Genomic DNA, 23,321 nt, shown 5'->3' with positions numbered 1-23,321 from the left:
TACTTACTCGTCTCCATCCTGGACCAGGTCCCACGGGCTCGAAAGCGTACCGCGGATGGCGGTCGCCGCCGCGACCAGCGGGGAGACGAGGTGCGTGCGCCCGCCCTTGCCCTGACGGCCCTCGAAATTGCGGTTGCTCGTGGAAGCGCACCGCTCGCCGGGAGCGAGCTGGTCGGGGTTCATGCCGAGGCACATCGAACAGCCGGCGAAGCGCCATTCGGCGCCGAAGTCGATGAAGATCTTATCGAGGCCCTCCGCCTCGGCCTCGATGCGCACCCGCGCAGAACCGGGCACCACCAGCATCCGCACGCCGGGGGCCAGGCTATGGCCCTGGATGATGTTGGCGGCGGCGCGCAGGTCCTCGACCCGGCTGTTGGTGCAGGAGCCGAGGAAGACGGTGTCTACCCGGATCTCCTTCATCGGGGTGCCAGCCGCCAGGTCCATGTACTCGAGGGCGCGTTCGGCGGCCGAGCGCTCGTTGGCGTCGATGATTCCGGACGGGTCCGGCACGGTATCGCTCAGGGACACGCCCTGCCCGGGGTTGGTGCCCCAGGTCACGAAGGGTTCGAGAGTGTCGGCGTCGAGCAGCACCTCGGCGTCGAACACAGCGCCGTCGTCGGTGGCGAGGGTGTCCCAGTAGCCGACCGCGTCGAGCCAATCCTGGCCTTCCGGGGCGTGTGCGCGACCCTGAAGATAGTCGTAGGTGATCGCATCCGGGGCCACCATGCCCGCGCGGGCGCCGGCCTCGATCGACATGTTGCAGATGGTCATGCGACCCTCCATGGAGAGGGCGCGGATGGCGCTGCCGCGGTATTCGAGCACGTAGCCCTGGCCACCGCCGGTGCCGATCTTCGCGATCACGGCGAGGATGATGTCCTTGGCCGTCACGCCGGGGCGGAGAGTGCCGTCGACGGTGATCGCCATGGTCTTGAAGGGTGTCAGAGGCAGAGTCTGGGTGGCCATCACGTGCTCTACCTCGCTTGTGCCGATGCCGAGCGCCATGGCCCCGAAGGCGCCGTGGGTGGAGGTATGCGAGTCGCCGCAGACGACGGTGATGCCCGGCTGGGTCAGGCCCAGCTGCGGTCCGACGACGTGCACGATGCCCTGCTCGATGTCGCCGAGCGAGTGCAGGCGAATGCCGAATTCCTCGCAGTTGCGCCGCAACGTCTCGATCTGGGTGCGGCTGGTGAGGTCGGCGATGGGCCGGTCGATCGCCAGGGTCGGCGTGTTGTGGTCTTCCGTGGCGATGGTGAGATCGGGGCGGCGCAGAGGGCGTCCGGCCAAGCGCAATCCGTCGAAAGCCTGCGGGCTGGTGACCTCGTGCACGAGGTGCAGGTCGATGTAGATCAGGTCGGGCGTGCCGTCTTCGCCCTTGGCGACGAGGTGTTTGTCCCAAACCTTTTCGGCCAGAGTACGCGGACGTTCTTCCAGCAGTGGTGCGTCAGTCATGTGTGTGCGTCTTCCTCAACGATGGGTATGCAGCCAACCAGAAACTCCACGACGAGAGAGGCCTCAGAACTGGGACTCGTCGCGGCAGGGAAGAGAGGGTCGACGCAGCAGCACTCTGACAGGCTAACACTGTGCGTGTGCGAGCTTTGCCTGACGCCCCTCATTCGAGGGTGCTTTCCGCTGTGTCCACGACGTCACTCTATCTGTGGCGCGCTGCTTCGCCCGTGTCGGCGGTGTCGTCCTGCTCAGGGTTGCCCAGTTTCGACTCCACATAGACGACCGTCACGTTGTCGTGTCCGCCGCGGGCCAGAGCCGCGTCGACGAGCACGTCTGCGCGGGACCGGCTGGGCAAGCTATCACCGTCATAGGATGCCAGGATCTTCGCGATCTCGGCCGCGCCGAGTTCCTTGGTCAGTCCGTCGGAGCAGATCAGGAACGCGTGCCGCCCGGACGCCGGAAGCAGCCACACGTCGGCGTCCACGGACTCGTCGGCGCCGATCGCGCGGGTGATCACGTTGCGTTCCGGATGCTGCTCCGCCTCGTCACTGGAAATGAGACCCGCGTCGACCATCTCCTGCACAGCGGAATGGTCGACGCTCAGCTGCGCCAACGTGTGCCCGTCCCAGGTGTAGACCCGCGAGTCGCCGACGTTGAAGGCCATCCAGTGGAAGCCGACGTCGTCGCCGGCGTCGACGAACGCGATGCCCGACAGCGTCGTACCGGACACCGCGGTGCCGTAGTCGTCGACGGCGCTGAGGTCGCGCACCGCATCGTTCGACGAGTGGATGGCGTCGAGCACGCGTTCCGGGGTCGAAGGTGCGTCGCAGGCGATGTGTTCCTCGAAGACCCGCACGACTGTCTGGCTGGCCACGTCGCCCTGGGCATGACCACCCATGCCGTCGGCGACCAGGAAGACCGGGGCCTGGGCCAGGAAGCTGTCCTCGTTGACCTTGCGCTCGCGGCCGACGTCGCTCCGGGCACTGAACACGAACCGCGCACGGGTTGCGGGGAGCACCAGTTCGCTCTCACTCTGCGAGGCCACGTCAGCTCCTGTGTTCGAGTGCGTGCGAGGCACGTCGGCGAATGTCACTCCTCGACGAAGTGGGGGATCTCCTCGGCGAGGGTGTGACCGCGCCGGCGAGCATCCCGCCGAGCCTTGATCAGGCTGGCGATGGTGGCCACGGCCATGGAAACCACGATCACCCCGAGAGAAGTCCAGGTGTCGATCTCCGGAGCCCAGCCCACGCCCTCGCCGCCGTTGATGAAGAAGACCTCATTGTTGTGCAGGGCATGGAAGACAAGCTTGACGCCGATGAAGAACAGGATGAATGCGATCCCGTAATTGAGGTATTCGAGGCGTTCGAGCAGCCCGCCCAGCAGGAAGTACAGCTGACGCAGCCCCATCAGGGCGAACACGTTCGCGGTGAACACGATGAAGGGGCTCTGCGTGATGCCGAAGATCGCCGGGATGGAGTCGAGGGCGAAGACCAGGTCGGTGGTGCCGATCGCGAGGAGCACGATCAGCATGGGGGTGAAGACCTTCTTGCCGTCGACCAGGGTGCGCAACTTCGAACCGTCGAAGGTCGACGAGATGTTCATGTGTCGGCGCAGGTAACGGATCAGCCCGTTGTCGGACTCGTCCACGTCGGGCTCTTTTGCGACCGCCTGGTGCACGGCCGTGTAGAGAAGGAACGCGCCGAAAATGTAGAAGATCCAGCTGAAGTTCTCGATCAGCTGGGCTCCGAGCAGGATGAAGATGCCGCGCAGCACCAGCGCGATGATGATGCCCACGATCAGCACCTCCTGCTGGTACTTCCGGGGCACCGAGAACCTCGCCATGATGATGACGAAAACGAACAGGTTGTCGATGCTGAGGCTGTACTCCGTGAGCCAGCCGGCGAGGAACTGCCCCGCGTGCTCGGCGTCGCCCAGGACCAACATCAGCAGGGCGAAGATCAGGGCCAGTCCCACGTAGAAGGCAACCCACAGGCTGGCCTCGCGCATCGAGGGCACGTGCGGCCGCTTGAAGACGATGAGGAGGTCGGCAACCAGGATGAGCGTCAGGACGACGAGCGACCCAATCTCAAACCAGAGCGGGAGAGCAATTTCCATGCGTGTAGAGCCTTTCACTGAAGGGGATGCTGGAGGCAGCAGGAAACCTGAGAGTCTCTCCCGTATCGATGGATCGATACCGCCGTGTCGGGCCCCTGCGACGCGGCCCGTGTTGACGTTCACGGCGAGGTGCCCGAACGGGCACGGGGACACTCCCCTTCACTCCGTGGAGTCTACCGGGGTCTCGCTTAAATAAGACACCCGGTGCCCCTCGAAAAGAAGGAAACCGGGCTGGTGTGACCCCAGCGGGATTCGAACCCGCGTTACCGCCGTGAGAGGGCGATGTCCTAGGCCGCTAAACGATGGGGCCGTTTTGCAACTCACCCAATATGCCACACGCCGATAGCTAAAACCAAACTGAGCGGCTCAGGCGTGCACGAGCAGGGCTTTGGGTACCACGTCGACCTGCACCGGCATTGCCCCGACCCTCTCCTCGTCGGCGTAGGCGGCGACCCGGTCGGCGTCGATCCGGATGCTGCAACACCGGGTGATTTCCACCTGCGGCAGGGTTGTATGCGTGCCCGAGAATACCTTCGGGAAGACGCGGAGGAAACCCGCCCGCGACAGCGGGGCCACGATGAAGAGGTCCAGCAGGCCGTCGTCGATCACCGCACCCGGAACGACGCGCATGCCGCCGCCGATCGACACGTTGTTGGCTACGGAGATCAGCATGGCCCGCATCCGGCGTGGCCGGCCGTCGACGGTCAGCCGGTAGGAGATGGGCCGAGCGTCGTCAGCACCAGCAGGATGGCCAGGGTGTAGCGGCTCTTCTCGCGGGGCCGGCGCATCCGGTTGGCCCGTTCGTTAACCACGGCGTCGAACCCGGCCGAAAGCACGCCCGCGAACCAGATCGTCGTGTCGCCGCACCGCACCCGGGCGGCGTCTATGGCCCGCGGCGGGCGGGTGAGGGCATCGAGCAGGTGACGGATGGCAGCATCCGTGTCGTCGACCGGGATCCCCAGCCCGCGCGCGAGGTCGTTGCCCGTGCCGCACGGCACAATGGCCAGGAATCGACTCGTACCGGCCAGGAGGTTGGTGCCAAGGCTGACCATCCCGTCGCCGCCGACGACCACGAGCGCGTCGACCCGCGACACCAGTGCGCCCTGGACGTCGCGGCGAAGCGCGTCGAAGCTGGGGGCGCTCAGACTGGTCACCTGGTGGCCGGCCACGACCAGGGCCTGGGCAACCCGAGGGCCGACGTCCCTGCGGCGACCGAAAGCGGCGGCGGCGTTGATGGCGACGACGAGGTGAAGACATGGAGGCACCGCTCCAGTATGGTCTCAGCTTGCAGCGCTCTGGGATTGGGTATTAGCTCAATCCATGAAACTGACGAAACTCGAGCACGCGGCTTTGATTCTTGACAAGGCCGGCCAGAAGTTATTCATCGATCCCGGCTCGTTCACGAGCCCGCTCACCGACACCGCCCGGGCTGTCGCCGTCGTGCTCACCCACGAGCACCCCGACCACTGGACCCCGGAACAGCTGGACCGCATCATCGCCCTGAACCCCGACGTGGCGATCTTTGCCCCGGCCGGGGTCGCGGCCGCCGCCGCCGGCTATCCCGTGACCGTCGTCAGCGCGGGCGACACCGTGGAGGCCGGGCCGTTTCGGCTGCGCTTCTTCGGCGGCACGCACGCCATCATCCACAAAACGATCCCGGTGATCGACAACCTCGGCGTACTCGTCGACGAGGAGCTCTACTACGGCGGTGACTCGTTTGCGATTCCGGAAGGCGTGACAGTGCAGACCCTCGCCGTTCCGGCCGGCGCGCCCTGGCTCAAGATCAGCGAGGTGATGGACTACGTGCTGGCCCTCGAGCCGCGCCGCACCTTCCCCACCCACGAAATGGGACTCTCCCGGGGTGGCAAGGAACTGTCCAACGCCCGGATTCAGTGGGCCACCGAGCAGAACGGCGGCGAGTTCTTCCCGCTCGAGCCGAACGAGTCCCTCGACCTGTGATGTTTGACGTTCCTTTCGGGGGGTAGCCCTGTAGGAATCCCACAAACGATATATAGTCAGCGCGGAATGCGTTAGCCCTGGCCCCGAACTTTTCCGGGCTTCGGTTCGTGGCTTCTCCCCACTGCTACGGTCGTGTCACTTCGGCGCGCCACCGTGCTGCACGGCCGTGAACCACCGGCCGTGACGTCGGAGTCTGACCGCGCACCGCACACCACACCACGCGAGTTCCGGCATGCCCGCATGCCTGCTCACGTCTTTCAAGGAGCCTCGATGACGAGATCTGACCGTGCACTATCCCGCCCAGGCACCATTGGCATTCGCTCCATTGTGGCCGGGCTCAGCCTCATGCTGGTCATGCTGCTGACGTTCTTCTTCCTGACCACCGGGCGGCTGGCCAGCGGCGCCGGAGAACTCTCCACCGGAGCCGTCACGGTGGAAACCGGCTCCCTGAAAGTCACCGGCGGCGCGGCACAACTCGCCGTGGGCGCCGAAACGCTGTCGGAGGGCGCGGCCGCCGCGGCCGCCGGTGCGACCGACCTCCAGGCCGGGGCGACCCGGGCCAACACGGGCGCCATCAGCCTGGCGACAGGTGCGGCGAACACTTCGGCCGGCGCCGGCACCCTCCTCGACGGAGCACTCACGAGCGTCAGCGGCAGCACCAGGCTGGTGCTCGGCACCGAATCGGCCGCACGGGGCGCGGAGACGCTGTCCGCCGGCGCCGCCACCGCCGCCAGCGGAGCGAGCGCTCTCGCCGCCGGTGCCGGAGCTGCTGCGACCGGTGCGGCGACTCTCGCCGCCGGCGTCGCCACAACAGGGACCGGCGCCATGAAAGTCTCCGCCGGCGCAACGCAGGTTGCCGCGGGTGCGGCAACCGTGGCCACCGGCGCTGGCCAGGCTGCCCTCGGCGCCAGGACGGCTCGCGACGGCTCGGTCCTGCTCGCCGTTGGAACGGCATCCGCCGCCCAGGGCACGAACCAGGCCCGGCGCGGCGCCGAGGCCCTCGCGCTGGGGGCGACCGAGCTCAGCGACGGAGCCCGCAGCGTCGCTGCGGGAGCCACGAGGCTGGATGCCGCACTCGCCACCCTGGCCGACCAGGTCGAGGCGGACACGATCACCCCGGACGCCCTTCTGGCCACTCTCCAGGGGCTGAGCTCCGCCGCCTCCAGCCTGCACACGGGCACCACGGGGGTTGAGTCCGGGGCTGTTGCCCTTCGGGACGGTTCGGCCGTCCTCCGCGACGGATTGACGCCCCTGAGCGAGGGCACTGCGGTGCTCCAGACGAGATCCGCAGAACTGCGCGACGGGCTCACAACCCTCGCCGCCGGCGCGGCCCAGGTGTCCGGCGGAGCTGCCGCGGTGGCCGCGGGGACAGGTGCCGTCGCGACGGGGGCCTCGGAACTCCAGGTCGGTACGCAGGCCCTCACCGCCGGTTCCGAACGGGTTGCGGCCGGCACCAGCGTGGTTTCCACCGGTGCAAGCTCCCTCCAAGGCGGCACCAGCCGAGTAGCCGCCGGCGCCTCGTCGTTGTTCACGGGAGCGACGACCCTGGCAACTGGCGCTGTGAGTCTCGCCGACGGCGCAACCCGCATCTCAGTCGGCGCCGGGTCATTGACCGACGGCACGCAGACCCTCGCGGCGGGGGCGTCCACGCTGGTCGCCGGCACCACTGCGCTCGAAACCGGGTCCACTGCCCTGGCCGAGGGCACCGAGAATGTGTCGGACGGATCCGGGACGCTCCTCGACGGTGCGAACACGCTCGCCGCCGGCACCGCCGAGCTGAGCGCCGGCTATGCCAAGGTGGCCGCCGGTTCAGGCAAGCTGGCCGATGGCGCCGAGACGCTGAGCTTCCATCGCTCGGCTCCCGGGATCATGGTCCTGATCGGATTGGTCCTGGCAGGGGCAACCGTCTGGCTGATCCGCCGCCTGAGAATGGGGCGCTGACCGAGAACCGATAGGCATCGGGGCCTGGATCCACTGATCCGGGCCCCGCTTTGTCCGGCCCAAAACCAAAGAAGGGGATGCACCGCCCCTGCACAGGGCGCACCCAGCTGACGCGGCATCGGTGCAGCTACTGTAATTTTGATGGCTCTGCACACGTGCGACCCGATGACTTCTCCCCCGAAGGATGCTGCCCCTATGACTGTTCCCGTTCTCTCGGCCCAGAACATCGGCAAGTCCTATGGGAGCGGGGCGAACCGTTTCGACGCGCTCAAGGGAGTCTCCGTCGACATCCGCGCCGGTGAATCCGTCGCCATCGTCGGCAAGAGCGGGTCCGGCAAGTCCACGCTCATGCACCTGTTGGCGCTGCTAGACGACCCGGACAGCGGCGCGCTGCTGGTCGAGGGAACGGATGCGAAGAAGCTCAAGGGCAAGGAGGTGAACCGGCTTCGTAACCAGGACTTCGGGTTCGTCTTCCAGCAGTTCTTCCTCACCGCCAATGCGAGTGTGCTCGAGAATGTCGTGCTCCCCCTGAAGATAGCCGGGGTCAGCCCGAAGGCGCGCAGGGCGCGCGGAATGAAGGCCTTGGAGCAGTTGGAGCTGGCCGACAAGGCGAAGAACAAGGCCATGAACCTCTCCGGCGGGCAGAAGCAGCGCGCGGTCATCGCCCGGGCCCTGGTCAACAACCCGAAGGTGATCTTCGCGGACGAACCGACCGGCAACCTCGACACGGCCACCGGAGCCGTCGTCGAGGACATCCTCTTCTCCCTCAATAAGGACAAGGGCATCACGCTCATCATCGTCACCCACGACATCGATCTCGCTGCCCGCTGCGACCGCCAGATCTTCATCCGGGACGGGATCGAGGACGTCACCAGATCTCCTGAAGCCATCTCGAAGCCCGAGGGAGCGCGCGCATGAAATTCGTCGACATCATCACATCCGCGATCGCGAACAGTTTTCGCAGCAAGCTCCGCACCGGCCTGACCGTCATCGCCATCTTCATCGGCGCGTTCACGCTCACCATCACCAGCGGCATCGGCACCGGGGTGACGAGCTACATCAACAGCCAGGTCTCGGCGATCGGTGCGGCGGATGTGCTCACGGTCTCCAAGACCGACGACGCCGCGGCGACGGAGAGCGACGGACCGGCGGCGTATGACCCGGAGAAGGCCACCACGATCAGCCTGGGCAACGGCTCGCGCCCCGGTAGCACCATCCAGGCGCTCACCGACGCCGATCTCGACACGATCAAGGCCACCAGCGGCATCCTCGGCGTCGACCCGGCGGTGCAGGTGACGCCCGACTTCATCGAGTACGACGGCAGCGGAAAGTTCGAGCTGACCGTGAACGCGCCCGCCACTCTCACCACGGCCGACCTGGCGGCCGGGGCTCAACTGGACAACGAGAGCGCCACCGACCAGCTTCTGCTGCCGACCACCTACCTCGACGCGCTGGGCTTCAGTACCCCGGAGTCGGCCATCGGCCAGACCGTCTCCATCGGCATCACTGATTTCGCGGGCACCCCGCAGCAGGTTCCGGCCACCATCGTCGGCGTGCAGAACGAGACCATCCTTGGCGCTGGGGCCGGCCTCAACCAGCCGCTGACGGACCGGCTGCACGACGTCGAACTCGCCGGCACCCCCGCCGGGGCACCACAGAGCTACGCCAGTGCGACCGCCCGGTTCGACCTGGACGCCTCCGACGAGGAGATCGTCGCGATCAAGGCCGACCTCGCCGACCAGGGCTACGCCTCGCAGACCGTCGCGGACCAGATCGGCTCGTTCGAAACCGTGATCAACGTCATCATCGGCGTGCTCAACGCCTTCGCCGTGATCGCGCTGATCGCCGCCGGCTTCGGCATCATCAACACGCTGCTGATGAGCGTGCAGGAACGCACCCGGGAGATCGGGCTGATGAAGGCTATGGGCATGAACGGCGGCCGTGTCTACGCTCTGTTCAGCACCGAGGCCGTCTTCATCGGCTTCCTGGGCAGCGCCCTGGGCGCGCTCGTTGCGGTGGGCGTCGGTTCGGTGATCAGCAACATCCTCGCTACGACCGTGTTCGAGAACCTGCCCGGACTTCAGGTCGTGCAGTTCGCGCCGAGTTCGATCGCCATCATCATCGGCGTCGTCATGTTGATCGCCTTCCTGGCCGGTACCCTGCCCGCCCGGGCCGCGGCGCGGCAGAACCCGATCGACGCCCTGCGGTATGAGTAGCACGGGTCCGAGCGGTGCGGGCCCGAACGGCCCCGGTCCGGCCGGCCCCGCCGCCGACCTGGGGCTGCGCGCCCGCAAGCGCGCGGCCACCCAGTCGGCGCTGGAGCGGGCCGCCATCTCGCTGGCGCTCGAGCACGGCTACGACCGGGTGACGGTCGACATGATCTGCGAGGCGGCCGTGGTCTCGCCGCGCACCTTCTTCAACTACTTCGGCACGAAGGACGGCGTGTTCCTCGGCGGCGCGCCGCCTCAGCCGACGGATGCCGAGCACCAGGCGTTCGTGCACGGCACCGGCCGGGACGTGCTGGGCGACCTCGTCGAAATGATCGCTGCCGCCGTGGCCGACCACTCCCCCGACACGGAACTTCTCCGTAGCCGCAGGATGCTGATCGAGCGCACCCCGGAACTCCTCACCGGGGAGACGTCCCGCATCGCGGAGCTGGAGGCGCATCTGGTGCAGCTGGTCCTCGACCGCTTCCACGCCCAGGGGCGCACCGAGACGGGCACCCCCGATCTGGCCGACGAGGCCAGAATGGTCGTCGCCCTCGCGGGCAGTGTCATGCGCTACTCGATGCAGAAGTGGTTCTCCGGCGGCTTCACCGGCAGCCCCGGCGAGTTACTGCACCACTCCCTCGCCCTGGTGCAGCGCCTGACGGGGACGGCTGTTCCGGCGCCCCGCTAAGCTAACGGGCGCCGCAGCGTCGCAGTGCCAGCAACGGGCATCCATCGTGACGTAATCTCGGAGATTTTCGGGAAACCCCGGTTTTCGCGCCCGGCTGAGCGGCGTCTTGCGAAAATCTCCGAAGTTAGCGCGGGGTGGCGCACCGGGTCTCGACGAGCTCGAGCGCCGAACGGGAGCCTCCGGACGTCGGGTCGCCGCCTCTCGACGAGCCCGACCACCGGTTGCTCGACCGGTGGCAGGCCAGGAACGCTCGCGGCGCTACGCGGTGACGAGCTCGCGCCAGTCGGCCAGCGGCAGGCCGTGGGCTTCGGACACGGAACGGTTCGTGACCGCTCCGGCGGCGACGTTCAGGCCGAGGGCCAAGGCGTCATCGCGCTCGAGCGCCGCCTTCACGCCAAGGTTGGCCAGTGAGAGGGCGTACCGCAGGGTGACGTTGGTCAGCGCGTAAGTCGACGTGTTCGGCACGGCGCCGGGCATGTTGGCAACGCAGTAAAAGATCGAGTTGTGAACGCGGTAGGTCGGGTTTTCGTGCGTGGTCGCGTGGGTGTCCTCGAAGCAGCCGCCCTGGTCCACGGCAATGTCGACCAGCACGGAGCCGGACTTCATGCGCGCCACGAGAGCGTTGGTGACCAGCTTCGGGGCCTTGGCGCCCGGGATCAGCACGGAGCCGATGACCAGGTCGGCATCCGTCACGGCATTCTCGATCTCGTAGGAGTTGGACGCGACGGTTTTCAGCCGGCCCTGGTACTGCGCGTCGAGCTGGCGCAGCCGGTCGATGTTGATGTCGAGGATCGTGACGTCGGCGCCGAGGCCCATTGCCATGGCGGCCGCGTTGGTGCCGGCGACGCCGGCGCCCAGCACGACGACCTTCGCGGGGCGCACCCCGGGCACGCCGCCGAGCAGCACGCCCTTGCCGCCGGCCGGGGCCATCAGGGACTGCGCGCCGACCTGCACGGCCAGTCGGCCGGCCACCTCGCTCATCGGGGCCAGCAGCGGCAGCGCGCGGTTGGCGGTCTGCACCGTCTCGTAGGCGATGGCGGTGACGCCGGCTTCGGCGAGGGCGCGGGTGAGGTCGGGCTCGGCGGCCAGGTGCAGGTAGGTGAAGAGGATCAGACCCTCGCGGAAGCGGTGGTACTCGGAAGCGACCGGTTCCTTAACCTTCATCACCATGTCGGCGCGGGCCCAGATCTCGTCGGCGGAGTCGACCAGCTCGGCGCCGGCCACGTGGTACTCGTCGTCGGTGATGTGCGATCCGAGGCCGGCACCCTTTTCGACCAACACGGTGTGACCGGCGGCCAGGAACTCGTGCACGCCCGAGGCTGTGATGGCTACGCGGAATTCGTTGTTCTTGATTTCCTTGGGTACACCGATGATCATGGCCGACTCCGTTGCTCAGTACTGCTCAATTGAACTTGTGACAGGGGGCTGCGGCGCCACTTTCGACAGTGAACCGCAGCGGGGTCAAGACTAAATCCACCAATTCGGCCCGAACCGCACGCCGCCGTCGGGCCTGAGGTCCAGCGGCGGAGACCGATGCCGACAACGGCTCCACCGCAGCATAAATAAGCCTCGCGTTCAGGGGTTTTCCTGGTGATCCCGGTCGGCTTCGCTCCGGACCGCACCGGTCACCGAGATGGGGAACCGCTTTGTCACTCGACAGTTGTCGCGCGTCAACCCGGCAAGCGTCGCCTGATGTCCGTTTCCGGCCTGCTCCGGCCCCCTAACATTGAGCCAATGAGAACCGCGGAAATCGAAGACCTGGTCGAACACCTCGCGGCCGGCCTGGACCGCGCCCTCTCGCTCGAGGATCTCGACGGAGGCCTGCTGGCGTACAGCCGGGACCAGCCGCTCGCCGACAGCGTGCGGGTCAATTTCCTGTTGAGCAAGAAGGTGCCCGCCGACGTCAGCGCCTGGCAGTTGCAGCACGGAATCAGCACAGCGGTCCGTCCCGTCGCCGTCCCCGCCAACGCCGCGCTGGGCATGCTCGGCCGCGTCTGTGTGCCGCTGATGGTGCGGGGGTTCCGGGTCGGCTACCTGTGGGCGATGCAGGGGTCGCACGACGAATCCCCGGAGGCGATCCTCCGTGAGCTACCCGCCGTGCGCGGCCAGCTGGACCGGCTGGCCGAGACTTTGCTCGACAGCAACACCGCCGAATCCGAGCACCGCCGGAAACGTGAGGCCCTATTCCTCGCGGCCTGCCAGGCGGAGACATCCGCCATCGAGGAGATCGCGGGCTGGCCGCAGATTCATGGGACCGGCCCGTGGCATCTCGCCACCCTGATGCCCCGCCCCGTCGAGCAGGCCGACGGCGGCGAGGCCACGCCCGATTTCGCCGCCGGCGTTCTGCTCCAGCGGATCTCGGCGCTGCACGCCACGGTCGGCATCGACGCGGCCCGGTTCAGCGCCGGCACCGAGACCCACGCGGTTGTGCTGCTGCGCGATTCAGCGGGCAAGGTGGCACACACCGAGATGCTTCACCGCTATCGGTACGAACTCGCCCGGCGCGGCGGCACCCCCGAGCGCCCCGACCTGATGGGCTTCAGCGAGGTGTTCACCGATCTCAGACGGTTCCCGGATGCCTACATCCAGTCCCGCAAAGCGGTGCAGGCCGCCGCCGTCGACGCCCGGTTGGGCACCATCGCCGATTTCCGCCAGATCGGCGTCTACCAGTTCCTCGCGGCCAGCAGCCGCAACCTTTCCCCCGTGGAATCGGTCTACTTCGCCGAGCTGCGGGACTTCGACGACAACCACGAGTTGCTTCCGATGCTGGAACTGCTCTACGACACCGACGGGTCGGTTCAGGATGTCGCGGCGGCCCTGCACCTGCACCGCAGCAGCATCTACAACCGGCTGGCGAAGATCCGCACCCTGATCGGCGCTGACCCGCTGGGCGGCCAGGTGCGGCTGGAACTGCACCTCGCGATGAAGGCAGACCGCTGGTCGCGGCGGCCGCGGATCTAGCGCCGGACGAGCGTGGCCTTCTCTGCTTGAACGTCGGCCTTCCACTCCACGATCCGGGCCTGCTGCAGCGGCGCCTTGCGGTTGACGTACCACGCGGCGCCGAGGGCCAGAAACCAGACCGGGGCCACGACCAGCGCGAGGCGCGTGTCGTCAGCCTGGCCCAGGGCCCAGAGCATGAAGGCGAAGAACGCCAGCACGACCCAGGGCATGAACCGAGCGCCCGGCATCCTGTATTTCGAGGCGGCGTGCAGGTGGGGACGGCGGCGCAGGAAGGCGAGGTAGCTGACCATGATGATGGACCAGACGAACATCGTCAGCACAGATGCCACCGAGGTGACAAGCGTGAAAGCGCCCATGAAGGAATCACCCGTGTACAGCAGCACCAGCCCGGCCAGCAGGAATATGCAGGAGAACAGCAGGGCGTTCCTCGGCACCTTGCGGCTGCTCAGCGTGCCGAAGGTCTTCGGGGCATTGCCGTCCTGCGCGAGGCCGTAGACCATCCGGGAGGTCGAGTAGATGCCGGAGTTGGCACTCGAGGCGGCGGAGGTGAGCACGACCAGGTTGACGACGATGGCCGCGACCCCCAGCCCGGCGAGGGCGAACATGCCGATGAAAGGGCTGCTGCCTTGGTCGATGGTGCGCCACGGGTTGACCGACATGATGATCACCAGGGCACCCACGTAGAAGAGCAGCAGCCGCAGCGGAATGGTGTTGATGGCTCGGGGCAAGTTCTTCTCCGGGTCCCTCGTCTCCGCGGCCGCGGTGCCGACAAGCTCGATTCCGGCGAAGGCGAAGATGGCGATCTGGAAGCCGAGCACGAAGCCGGCGACGCCGTGCGGGAACATCCCGCCGTCGTTCCAGATGTTCTCGAAGCCGGCCACGGCACCCGACGGGGAGGTGAAGTGCGTAATGATCATTACCAGGCCGGTTCCGATCAGGGCCACGATGGCGGCGACCTTGATCAGCGCAAACCAGAACTCGGCTTCACCGAACGCCTTGACGCTCGGCAGGTTGAGCAGGATCAGCGCAACCGGAGTGAGTAGCGCGGGGATCCACAGCGGCGTGCCCGGTGCCAGCACGTCGACGTAGCCGGAGATGGCCACGATGTCGGCGACGCCGGTGACCACCCAGAACGCCCAATATGACCAGCCGGTGAAGAAGCTCGCCCACGGGCCGAGCAGGTCACCGGCAAAGTCGCTGAACGACTTGTAGTTCAGGTTGGACAGCAGGATCTCGCCCATGGCCCGCATCACGAAGAAAAGCATGAAGCCGATGATCATGTAGACGAAGATCACGGCCGGCCCGGCGAGGGAGATGGTCTTGCCGGCGCCCATGAATAGCCCGGTTCCGATCGTGCCGCCGATGGCGAGCATCTGGATGTGCCGCCGACTCAGCGAGCGAGCAAGGCTCGGATCCGCGTGCGAGTCTCGGGCTGCGGCCCCGGTAGGTGAGGTTCCGGGTACCGCGGTGGTGCGTTCAGGCATGGGGCTTCTTCCTCAAAACGGCACAGACGCAGCCACCCAGAGGACGACCGTGTCAACCCGTTGGGGCCTCACGGTTGTGAAGCGGCCCGACTCGGGTTCTGAAGTAGCAACGCTACGTCCTCGGGCGGGCGTCCCCCGAACCCGGGTGGCAGCCGAGGCGCACCCCAGCCCGCACCCCGCGGCCGCGGGCCAGACCTGATCGACAGGTGTCGAGCATCCGCGGGCCAAACGTCGTCGGCTGTTCGGGCGTGGTGATCCCAACCGGACACAGGGTCAGGACAAGATGTCTTTGGTGGAGAACCGGCCGTAGGCCAGGGTACCGAACACGGCGATGTAGCCCAGTTGCAGGAGCACGTTGTCGCCGAACGAGCCCAGGTCCATGGGCTGCCGCAACAGGTCGGCGAAGCCCAGCCAGTAGTGGCTGAAGAGCCACGGATCCAGCCACGACAGTTGCGGGAGCACGTCGAGGATCTGCACGACGACCGATACCACGACCGTGGCGGCCATCGCCCCCACGGGAACATCGGTGAGGGTGGAGATGAACAACCCGATCGCCGCGAAGCCGAGCAGTGAGACTGTGACGTAGAGCGAGATCAGCCCGGAGCGCAGCAGCGATTCCGGCACGCTGATCACATCGCCCGAGAGCAGTGTCACCGGCCCGACCGGGAACAGTGCGGCCCCGATCAGGGTCCCGGCCACCGCAAGGGTCAACGTCGCGGCCAGGCAGAACACGGCGACGCCGGCGTACTTGACGAGTAGCAGGCGCAAACGCCCGGCCGGGGCCACGAGCAGGTAGCGCAGGGTGCCCTGCCCGGCCTCCCCCGCGATGGTGTCGCCGGCGACGACGCCGATGGTGAGCGGAAGGAACAACGGGATGGCCACGATCATGGCGGTGAACGCCACGAACAGGCCGTTCTGGGTGACCCGGTCCAGGAAGGGCGGGCCCTCTCCCGGTGCCAAGGTCTCCGACGAAAGCCGCACGGCGACGGCGAGCAGGATGGGGATGAGAGCGATGGCGACCAGCATCGCCCAGGTGCGGCGGCGGCGGAACAGCACCGTTAGCTCGGAGCCGAGCAGGGCCGGTCCGGCTGATCGGCGCCTGCTCGGAACGCCGTTGCCCGACACCTTCGAGCTCGCCACGCTATTGGAGGACATCGAAACCTTCTCCGGTCAGGGCCACGAAACGTTCTTCCAGGCTGGATTCCTCGATCAGAAAACCGCGCACGCGCACGCCACCGGCGACGAGAGCCGTGACGATGGACTCCGGCTGCCCGGTCAGGTCGACCGACATTTCTCGGGGCAGCGGAGCCGCGACCCAGGGGTCCTGCTCGGGCACGTCGCTGTGCACGGGTGCCAGACCGAGGCCGGTCAGCACGGCTGCGGCCGCGGCGGCATCCGGTGTGCGCACGCGGACCCGCGTCTGGCCCACGTGGCGCAGGTCGGCCAGCGTGCCCTGGGCCACGAGGTTGCCGCCGCTCATCACCGCGGCGTGAGTGCACATCTGCTCCACCTCGGCGAGCAGGTGGCTCGAGACGAAGACCGTGGTGCCCTCGGCCGCGAGCGACCGCACCAGGCTGCGCACCTCGCGGGTGCCCTGCGGGTCGAGCCCGTTCGTGGGTTCGTCGAGCACGAGCAGCTCGCGCGGCTGCAGAAGCGCGTTGGCGATGCCGAGGCGCTGCTTCATGCCCAGCGAGTAGGCAGCTACCTTCTTGCCGGCGGCGTGGGTCAGGCCCACGCGCGCCAGCGCCTGCTCGACCCGGGCGCCTCGCGTGCTAGACGGCGCGTTGCGGTCGGCGGTGTCGAGCCGGCGCAGGTTGGCGGCTCCGGAGAGGAATGGGTAGAACGCCGGCCCCTCCACGAGGGCGCCCACGCGCGGCAGCACCGCGTGCAGACTGTCGGGCATGCTCTGCCCCAGCACGCTGATCTGCCCACTGCTGGCCTGGGTTAGGCCGAGCAGCATGCGGATGCTGGTGGTCTTACCGGAGCCGTTCGGCCCGAGGAATCCGAAGACCGCTCCGCGCGGGACGGCCAGGTCGATCTCGTTCACGGCGATCTGCTCGCCGAAGCGCTTGGTGAGACCCCGGCTCTCGATCGCGAGATCGGGAGCCGGGGTTGCGGCTGTCACTGTGTCGTGATCACTGGGCGGCGGCGGCCTGGAGCATCTCCACCGGAACGGATCCGGCGAAGACACGGCCGTCATCGGCGAGAAACACGTTGACCAGGGCTGTTGAGAATAGTCGCCCACCGTCGACCGCGGTCGCCAGTTCCGACATGAGCGGGTTGGCGTTGAGTTCGGACGGAACGGATGCCGCGGGCACTTCGACGATGGCGTCCCAGCCGCTTCCCGTCACGAGGGGAAGCTTCTCAGCCGGAATCTCAGGCTTGGCCTGGTCGGCGGGCATCTCGGTCATCTCGGGCATGACCGGAAGGGCGACCTCTTCGACGGTGGTGCCGGCTGGCGGGCTGAAGTCGAACAAATCGGCGGACGGGGTGCTGAAGTCGACGGCGGTGAAGCCGACCTGAAGAGCGGGGTCTTCCTGGCCGTCGGCGCGCACGGTGACTTGCAGCGGCACCCCCGTCTCAGAGTCGACCGAGATCGACACCGATTCGACCAGGGTCCGTGTGGTCTTGGGGGTGAGCACCAGCTCATAGGCCGTGCGACCGGCCACGGTGCCGTCGGTGCCGACCGAGACGGTGGTGCTCGGGTCGATCTCGCTCAAAAAGCGCTCGGCAACCTGCGAGGGCGTCGACAGGCCGGCCGGGGCAGAGTCAACTATTTCGGCGAACTTCGCCTCGGCGATGGCCCGGGCGTCGGCGGGGATGGTCAGGTGGCTGGCGGTGTTGGTCTTGGAGTCGTAGGTCCATACATCCGTGCCGTTACTCACCACGTTGCGTTCGGCCATGCGGTCCTGGATCTGCACGCGGGCTTTCGCGGGGCCGTCGGAGTCACTGCCGTCCACATGAATGCGGGCCGTGTGCGAGCCGCTGAAGAGTTCCATCACGGAGGCGAGCGCTCCGGTGGCCGCCGCCCCCGGTTCGGTCTTACCTTCCGGTGCGGATTCAGCCATCGAGTCGCTCATGGACTCGGACATGCCGGCGCTCAGGTCGATGTCGGGTAGTCCCAGCTCGGCTGTTTTCTCGACGGTGCCGGAGAACGCACTGATGGTGCTGTCACTGACCATGAGTAGCACTTGCTCGGGCGTTTTGTCGGGCAGATCGACGGCTGCACCGGCCTGCAGAGGTACAGCAATCACACCGGCGGCGATGACAACCGGAACGACGATGGCGGGAAGCCACTTGGTTGAATTGCGTGACATGATCAACGACCTGTTCCGAAACGATTCATATCCTGATGCTACGCCGGGGCTCTGACAGTCGGCTCGGAATCCCGCTGGGAGGTTGCTCACAAATAGAGACGCCGAGCCGTGAGCGGGTGAGCCCGCGAACGTCTAACCGAAGAGTTCGCCGAGCCAGTTCTCCTTTTTCTTGGGACGGTACCCGTCACGATTGTCGTAGCCACGGTCTCGGTCGTCATAACTCCGGTCGCGCTCGCCGTACTGCGCGCGGTTGCGGGTGTCCGGATACGGCTGAACCGGTGCCCCGGCGACCGGTGGGACCGGCGCTGCCTGGGCGGCTTCCTTTTCCACGCGGTCGAGGATCTTGTCGAGTTCGCCGCGGTCCAGCCACACGCCGCGGCATTCGGGGCAGTAGTCGATTTCCACACCACTGCGTTCGCTCATCACGAGGGTGGTTGAGTCATTTGGGCACTTCATAAGATTCCTCCAGGACGTCGTGGACTTTCGATCCTAGACGCCCGACCGGACTGATCCTGAGAGTCGTCGGATGACAGAAATCGTCCCAATGGATGTTCACGGGCGCTCGCGGTGGTGTGAGGGGAGTGCGCACCAATCGCTTTCGGCGGTAACGGTTTCACGGATGGACAACTCCGTCCTGAACGAATTCGACGAAGATTTTACCAAAATTTGCCGAGAATCCGCCGAAATGCAGTTTCACACGAGAATCTCCGTCGAATTGGTTCGAGACCGAACTCGGCGCTCCGCGGATGATGAACAGCCTCTCTACCGCCGTCGCGCTCGTGTTCAGTCGGACTGGCCGACGCGAAGACCGGATATTACGCCCGGCAGGGCCCCGTCTGGCTGGTCACCATCCTCAAGGCCGCGCCCGGACGATCCATCAACGACGAAGTCGTCTTCGACCACCTTGACGTGTTCGGATGGAGCGATGGCCAACGGCGAGAGATCGACGACCACCACACCCTTCAGCTGGTCGACGTCGCCACTACGACCGGGGCGTGGAACACGATGAGGGATATCGACGCGCCCGCGGCACCAGAAGATCTCAGCAACGCCCTCGACTGCAACCCGATCGCACGTCACTCCCTCGACGCCTTCTCCCCCTCGGCCTGACAGTCGACGTGCCATCCGCGACGAACCAAAAGCAGCGAATAGACGGACCACCATTGCAATGCGGTCGACTCAATCGAACCATTTCCCGAAGGACTTCGGGCGTTGCTCTCCGAACCAGGCCTGTCCGTCGACGATGACCGCGTCCGTGTGATCTGCCAGTGCGCAGCGGCACGGGCTCAGGGCAGACAACTATTCGCTGTTTCGAACTTTCCTAGTCTTCTGCGGCCCGTGATGTCGCCCAATCCAATGAGTGCCGAACCTGGGTGGCGGTGAGTCGTGTGGTGCCACCGCAGTTGGTGCACTCGTTGGCGTACGACCTGGCAAGGGGAAACAATGGCAGTAAGAACAGCGTAAACTTCGACGACTTTTTCACCACCCGCTGCTGGGCCAGAATCCCACAATATCCGCACACAAACGAGACAACATTTATCACGGCACGATGCGCACGCGTGCCGAAGAGAAGGAACACGATCTACTTCCCCGATTGCGCGGCGGGATCGGGCACGGAGCCGGACTTCTTATGTCGAGGCCGGTCGAACTCATCGGCGTCTAAACGATTCGGGATGGTCACTTTTTCGGGTTCCCTGCGCTCATACGGGACTGCGCCGGCAGATGGTTGATGACGTTTGACATTGTGGTCCTTCCAGGTGCACATGGAACGGCTCGACTCTCTTCACCGCGGCCGCGGCAGTGCCGTCAATAATATGTTGGCCCGTCCCATCCGAGGGACATGCCGCAGACACCTCACTGGGTAATCTGCTGGCCGAGGCACCCGTGACCCGGCTGTTCCTGTCCGCTCCAGCGTGCTGGGACTGGGACTGGGACTGGGTCATCTCAATCATGGCCGCGGTACCGGGGGTGGTCACGCGTCGGTGAGCGCTCTCGGGCCCCTCTCGGCACCGCCCTCGGCCCGGAAAGCGAGCCGGCGCAAAGTCTCCACGTTTCGCATACTAATGGCCGGGTCGCGCAGGAAGGAGGGCACGAACCGGCCGGGGCCGGCGGTGGCGTCCTCGGTGATGCGCACGACGCATCCGCCACCTCGTGCCTTCACATTGAGGGCCACGTGGGACTTCCCGATCGGCCAGCCACGGGCCGTGAACAACGCGTGCCCAGGTGATTCCCACTCCAGAGCAGAGGTGGAGTCGTCGATCAGAGCCGGCCAGACGCCCACCGAGTGATGGATGGAGCTTCCGGCTGTCGGCCAGGCCGCGTCGACAGCCCGCATGCGGGAGGCTGCGACGACCCAGCTCGGGTACAGCCAGACGTCAGCGAGGACGGCGAAAACGTTCTCGGGCGGACAGCTCATGGTGCGGTAGGTCACGGCCACTGTGTCACCTATTTCTGGTTAGTCGGGGAAAGATCGGGGGCTGTGCGCACCCCGAGGTCGTGTCGAAGAGCGCTCAGGGCCGCGTACCAGCCGGCCAGGCCGTGCACGCCGGGGCCCGGCGGTGTGGATGACGAGCACAGGTACACGCCGCTCAGGGGGGTGCGCCAAGGGTCAGTGGACAGTACCGGGCGGCGCACGAGTTGGGTCAGACTCACCTCGCCGGCCGAGATGTCACCGCCGACGTAGTTGGGATTGAGCTGTTCCATCTCCGTCGCGGTGCGACCGGCGCTGGCCAGGATCGTGTCACGGAAACCCGGGGCATAGCGCTCGATCTGGCGCACGATCGCTTCGGTCTGGTCGATGGTTGAGCCGCGCGGAACATGGGTGTACGCCCAAAGAGTGTGCTGACCGGCCGGCGCGCGACTGGGGTCGGTGCGGCTGGGCTGGGACACGAGAACATACGGCTCCTCGGCGTGTCCGCCACGCGCAACGGTGTTCTCGGCTCGCCGGATCTGAGCCCGAGTGCCGCCCACGTGCACGGTGCCAGCCGCCCGCACCCCGGCAGCCTGCCAGGGCACCGGACCCGAAAGCGCGAAGTCGACCTTGGCGACGCCGTTTCCGTACCGGAAGGCGCGCAACCGTCGCGCGTAGGCACCGGGAAGCTCGCCCTCGGCGAGACGCAGGAGCGCACGCGGCGTCAGGTCAAGCATCACCACGCGGGCCGGCGGCAGTTCGCTCAGCCGCCGCACCTCGGTCGACGTGACGATCTCACCGCCATGAGCGAGCAGATCGTCGACCAGCGCGGTCACGATCGCGCCGCTGCCGCCGACCGGTATCGGCCAGCCGCCCGCGTGCGCATACGTGGCGAGGGTGAGGCCCGCACCGGCTGTGACGATGCTCGGCATCGACCTGATCGTATGGGCGCTGACGCCGGAGAGCAGGGCAGGCGCGGCTTCGCCCGAGAAGCGCAGGCCCCAGAGCGGGCTGCCCTGTTCGAGGGAGCGTAAGCCGAAGCGCAGCGCGGTGACCGGATGCTTCGGCAGTCGCAGGAGCTGCGCACCGGTGAACTGAGCGACCTGCTCGGCATGCGCCACGAGGGGCGCAAACAACCGATTCCAGGCCGCGCCGTCCCTGCCCAGTTCGGCGACGGTGCGCGTCAAGCTGCGGTAGGCGAGGCCGGCGGTGCCGCCCGGCAGCGGGTGGCCGTAGGAAACCTCGGGAATTGCCAGTTCGATCCGATCCGCGAGCCCGAATCGTTGAAAGAACTCCGAAGCCAGCGCGAGTGGGTGCACGGCGGAGCAGACATCGTGGTGGAAGCCCGGCAAGGTCAGTTCTGCGGTCGCGGCGCCGCCACCGACGCCGGCGGACTTCTCGTAGACGCGCACAGAGAATCCGGCCCGGGCGAGGGTGACCGCGGCGGCGAGGCCGTTGGGCCCGGAGCCGACCACGATCGCATCAACTTCCGGCACTCCTCGGCGCGCAGTCACCATGTCACTCTCCACTCGTCATGGGACGAGTCTTCCCTAGTGCCCTGACGTCGTTCACAGACACCATGCCGACGACAGCGATTGAGTGTCCCCGGTGCGAACAGTGTGACTGGAAATACGCAAATCTCAGGTTTTCATAAAAACTCACGGTAGTGCTGAGGTGCCTGGACTCGAACCCAAACAACTGACAGTAGTCTCGGCCGTGCGGCCCACCCGCTACAGGGGCAAAATGCCGCGGATTTCCGCGGTTTTGATGTGGCAAGTGCACGCGCTGGCACGGACGAATACGGGCCAACTCTGGTCACGCCAAGGGGTCTTCGGTGCGTTTCTGGTCACATCCTCGCGCGTGTTGTACACAGAGTGAAAAGCCTCTCATAGACCGAAGGCGGCACTGGATGCGCCGCCACATCCGTCATCGATGTGCGATTTTGTCGGCGGCTCGACGCTGGCCGGTGAGCCGAGGTACGAGACGCACGAGGATCACCATGACGACCAGCTCCACGAGGGTCTGGGTCACCACGGCCAGTGCGGCCACGGACAGGGACTCCGCTAGCGCAAGCGCCAGAGGGAGCACCACCAGGGAATTGCGGGTGGACCCGCTGAAGACGAGCGCGCGGGTCGCCGGCACGTCCAGGCGTGCGAGTCGACTCGCTGACAACCCGACGACGACCATGATGACCGGGAACGCGATGTACAGCGGCACCACCAGCAGAAGCGAGGCGATCCGCATGTCCACCGCCGCGATCTGGGATCCGATCACCACCGCCAGGGTGGCCATCATCAGCGGCACCGTAATAACCTGCAGGACGGCTTCGATTGCCCGGCCGAACCGGTGCCGACGGCCAACCCATTGAACCGTGACCGCTGCCAGCAGGGGAATCACGATCAGGACGAGGAACGCCTCGAGGAACGGCTCGATCTCGATCATCGAGACGGTGTTCGGGCCGGCGAACAGCAGCAGGTAGATGGGAAGTAGAACAATCTGTAGAAGCATCAGCAGAGGTGTGGCCGCCAGGAGTCGTTCACGTGCCCCGCCGGCCAGACCGGTGAACACAATCATATAGTTGACACACGGAGTCAGCAGCACGAGCGGGGCACCGAGGAGCAGTGCCCGGTCGCAGGCAACGAATCGTGACGGGCCGAACGCGACCACCGGAACGACGATGAAGTCGACGGCAATCGCGGTGCCCAGAAAACGGATGTCCACAATCCGCCGGCGCTCCATCCACCGCACGGGTCCCGCCATCGTGTATACGCACAACGCCCTTACCCTCGC

At 66.6% G+C, this 23,321-nt stretch carries 21 protein-coding genes and 1 tRNA gene; 7 read left to right on the top strand and 15 right to left on the bottom strand.

Annotated features, from left to right (window positions below):
• Nucleotides 1-3: 3 nt before the first annotated feature.
• The 6 genes from leuC to CXY79_RS16650 form a co-directional block, all read right to left on the bottom strand.
• Nucleotides 4-1,449, bottom strand: a complete 1,446-nt coding sequence (leuC, locus tag CXY79_RS14570) for a 3-isopropylmalate dehydratase large subunit (protein WP_104103021.1) — start codon at nucleotides 1,447-1,449, stop codon at nucleotides 4-6.
• Between the two features lie 199 nt (nucleotides 1,450-1,648).
• The gene (locus CXY79_RS14565) at nucleotides 1,649-2,491 is read right to left on the bottom strand and encodes a PP2C family serine/threonine-protein phosphatase (RefSeq protein ID WP_233191530.1); all 843 of its coding nucleotides are present in this window, start codon (nucleotides 2,489-2,491) and stop codon (nucleotides 1,649-1,651) included.
• 44 nt (nucleotides 2,492-2,535) lie between these two features.
• Complete coding sequence (locus CXY79_RS14560; RefSeq protein ID WP_104103018.1) at nucleotides 2,536-3,561, bottom strand: TerC family protein; 1,026 nt, start codon at nucleotides 3,559-3,561, stop codon at nucleotides 2,536-2,538.
• A 237-nt stretch (nucleotides 3,562-3,798) separates the two neighbouring features.
• Nucleotides 3,799-3,871, bottom strand: a tRNA-Glu gene (locus CXY79_RS14555).
• Between the two features lie 56 nt (nucleotides 3,872-3,927).
• Nucleotides 3,928-4,233 (bottom strand): hypothetical protein, encoded by a 306-nt coding sequence (locus CXY79_RS16655; protein ID WP_233191529.1) that lies wholly within the window; start codon nucleotides 4,231-4,233, stop codon nucleotides 3,928-3,930.
• Between the two features lie 32 nt (nucleotides 4,234-4,265).
• On the bottom strand, nucleotides 4,266-4,826 hold the full coding sequence (locus CXY79_RS16650) for a diacylglycerol kinase family protein (RefSeq protein WP_233191528.1): 561 nt from the start codon (nucleotides 4,824-4,826) through the stop codon (nucleotides 4,266-4,268).
• A 55-nt stretch (nucleotides 4,827-4,881) separates the two neighbouring features.
• On the opposite strand from CXY79_RS16650, the gene CXY79_RS14545 reads away from it, so the two are divergent.
• The 5 genes from CXY79_RS14545 to CXY79_RS14525 all read left to right on the top strand — a co-directional run bounded on the left by CXY79_RS14545 (nucleotide 4,882) and on the right by CXY79_RS14525 (nucleotide 10,359).
• The gene (locus CXY79_RS14545) at nucleotides 4,882-5,520 is read left to right on the top strand and encodes an MBL fold metallo-hydrolase (protein ID WP_104103016.1); all 639 of its coding nucleotides are present in this window, start codon (nucleotides 4,882-4,884) and stop codon (nucleotides 5,518-5,520) included.
• Between the two features lie 270 nt (nucleotides 5,521-5,790).
• Entirely contained in the window at nucleotides 5,791-7,461 is a 1,671-nt protein-coding gene (locus tag CXY79_RS14540; RefSeq protein ID WP_146068153.1) for a hypothetical protein, read from the top strand.
• Nucleotides 7,462-7,656: 195 nt separating this feature from the next.
• The gene (locus CXY79_RS14535) at nucleotides 7,657-8,379 is read left to right on the top strand and encodes an ABC transporter ATP-binding protein (RefSeq protein WP_104103010.1); all 723 of its coding nucleotides are present in this window, start codon (nucleotides 7,657-7,659) and stop codon (nucleotides 8,377-8,379) included.
• Entirely contained in the window at nucleotides 8,376-9,677 is a 1,302-nt protein-coding gene (locus tag CXY79_RS14530; RefSeq protein ID WP_104103007.1) for an ABC transporter permease, read from the top strand. Before CXY79_RS14535 ends, CXY79_RS14530 begins: the two co-directional genes overlap by 4 nt.
• Complete coding sequence (locus tag CXY79_RS14525) at nucleotides 9,670-10,359, top strand: TetR/AcrR family transcriptional regulator (RefSeq protein WP_104103004.1); 690 nt, start codon at nucleotides 9,670-9,672, stop codon at nucleotides 10,357-10,359. The genes CXY79_RS14530 and CXY79_RS14525 overlap by 8 nt, the downstream gene beginning before the upstream one ends.
• 258 nt (nucleotides 10,360-10,617) lie before the next feature.
• On the opposite strand, the gene ald is transcribed toward CXY79_RS14525, so the two are convergent.
• Nucleotides 10,618-11,736: an alanine dehydrogenase gene (ald, locus tag CXY79_RS14520; RefSeq protein ID WP_104103001.1), complete on the bottom strand. Its 1,119-nt coding sequence runs from the start codon at nucleotides 11,734-11,736 to the stop codon at nucleotides 10,618-10,620.
• Nucleotides 11,737-12,093: 357 nt separating this feature from the next.
• Here ald and CXY79_RS14515 point away from each other — a divergent pair, with 357 nt between their 5' ends.
• Nucleotides 12,094-13,320: a CdaR family transcriptional regulator gene (locus tag CXY79_RS14515; RefSeq protein ID WP_104102998.1), complete on the top strand. Its 1,227-nt coding sequence runs from the start codon at nucleotides 12,094-12,096 to the stop codon at nucleotides 13,318-13,320.
• Here the strand turns inward: CXY79_RS14515 and CXY79_RS14510 are convergent.
• From CXY79_RS14510 to CXY79_RS14490, 5 genes are all read right to left on the bottom strand, one after another.
• Entirely contained in the window at nucleotides 13,317-14,804 is a 1,488-nt protein-coding gene (locus CXY79_RS14510) for an amino acid permease (RefSeq protein ID WP_104102995.1), read from the bottom strand. The genes CXY79_RS14515 and CXY79_RS14510 overlap by 4 nt on opposite strands.
• Before the next feature lie 273 nt (nucleotides 14,805-15,077).
• Entirely contained in the window at nucleotides 15,078-15,959 is an 882-nt protein-coding gene (locus CXY79_RS14505) for an ABC transporter permease (protein ID WP_104102992.1), read from the bottom strand.
• On the bottom strand, nucleotides 15,946-16,929 hold the full coding sequence (locus tag CXY79_RS14500) for an ABC transporter ATP-binding protein (protein WP_233191527.1): 984 nt from the start codon (nucleotides 16,927-16,929) through the stop codon (nucleotides 15,946-15,948). Before CXY79_RS14500 ends, CXY79_RS14505 begins: the two co-directional genes overlap by 14 nt.
• Before the next feature lie 10 nt (nucleotides 16,930-16,939).
• Nucleotides 16,940-18,121, bottom strand: a complete 1,182-nt coding sequence (locus CXY79_RS14495) for a DUF2092 domain-containing protein (RefSeq protein ID WP_104102986.1) — start codon at nucleotides 18,119-18,121, stop codon at nucleotides 16,940-16,942.
• Nucleotides 18,122-18,253: 132 nt separating this feature from the next.
• Entirely contained in the window at nucleotides 18,254-18,577 is a 324-nt protein-coding gene (locus tag CXY79_RS14490) for a zf-TFIIB domain-containing protein (RefSeq protein WP_104102983.1), read from the bottom strand.
• Nucleotides 18,578-19,030: 453 nt separating this feature from the next.
• Here CXY79_RS14490 and CXY79_RS14485 point away from each other — a divergent pair, with 453 nt between their 5' ends.
• Nucleotides 19,031-19,231 (top strand): hypothetical protein, encoded by a 201-nt coding sequence (locus tag CXY79_RS14485; RefSeq protein ID WP_104102980.1) that lies wholly within the window; start codon nucleotides 19,031-19,033, stop codon nucleotides 19,229-19,231.
• An 862-nt stretch (nucleotides 19,232-20,093) separates the two neighbouring features.
• Here CXY79_RS14485 and CXY79_RS14480 read toward each other — a convergent pair.
• From CXY79_RS14480 to CXY79_RS14470, 3 genes are all read right to left on the bottom strand, one after another.
• Nucleotides 20,094-20,558 carry an SRPBCC family protein gene (locus tag CXY79_RS14480; protein ID WP_174720165.1) on the bottom strand — a complete coding sequence of 155 codons (465 nt, stop codon included), beginning with the start codon at nucleotides 20,556-20,558 and terminating at the stop codon, nucleotides 20,094-20,096.
• Nucleotides 20,559-20,566: 8 nt separating this feature from the next.
• Complete coding sequence (locus tag CXY79_RS14475; RefSeq protein WP_104102977.1) at nucleotides 20,567-22,048, bottom strand: NAD(P)/FAD-dependent oxidoreductase; 1,482 nt, start codon at nucleotides 22,046-22,048, stop codon at nucleotides 20,567-20,569.
• 409 nt (nucleotides 22,049-22,457) lie between these two features.
• Complete coding sequence (locus CXY79_RS14470; protein WP_233191549.1) at nucleotides 22,458-23,270, bottom strand: arsenic resistance protein; 813 nt, start codon at nucleotides 23,268-23,270, stop codon at nucleotides 22,458-22,460.
• Nucleotides 23,271-23,321: the final 51 nt, after the last annotated feature.

Source organism: Cryobacterium sp. M96, from assembly GCF_002929845.1.
GTDB classification, from domain to species: Bacteria; Actinomycetota; Actinomycetes; order Actinomycetales; family Microbacteriaceae; genus Cryobacterium; species Cryobacterium sandaracinum.
This window is presented reverse-complemented; position numbering and strand designations above follow the sequence as displayed.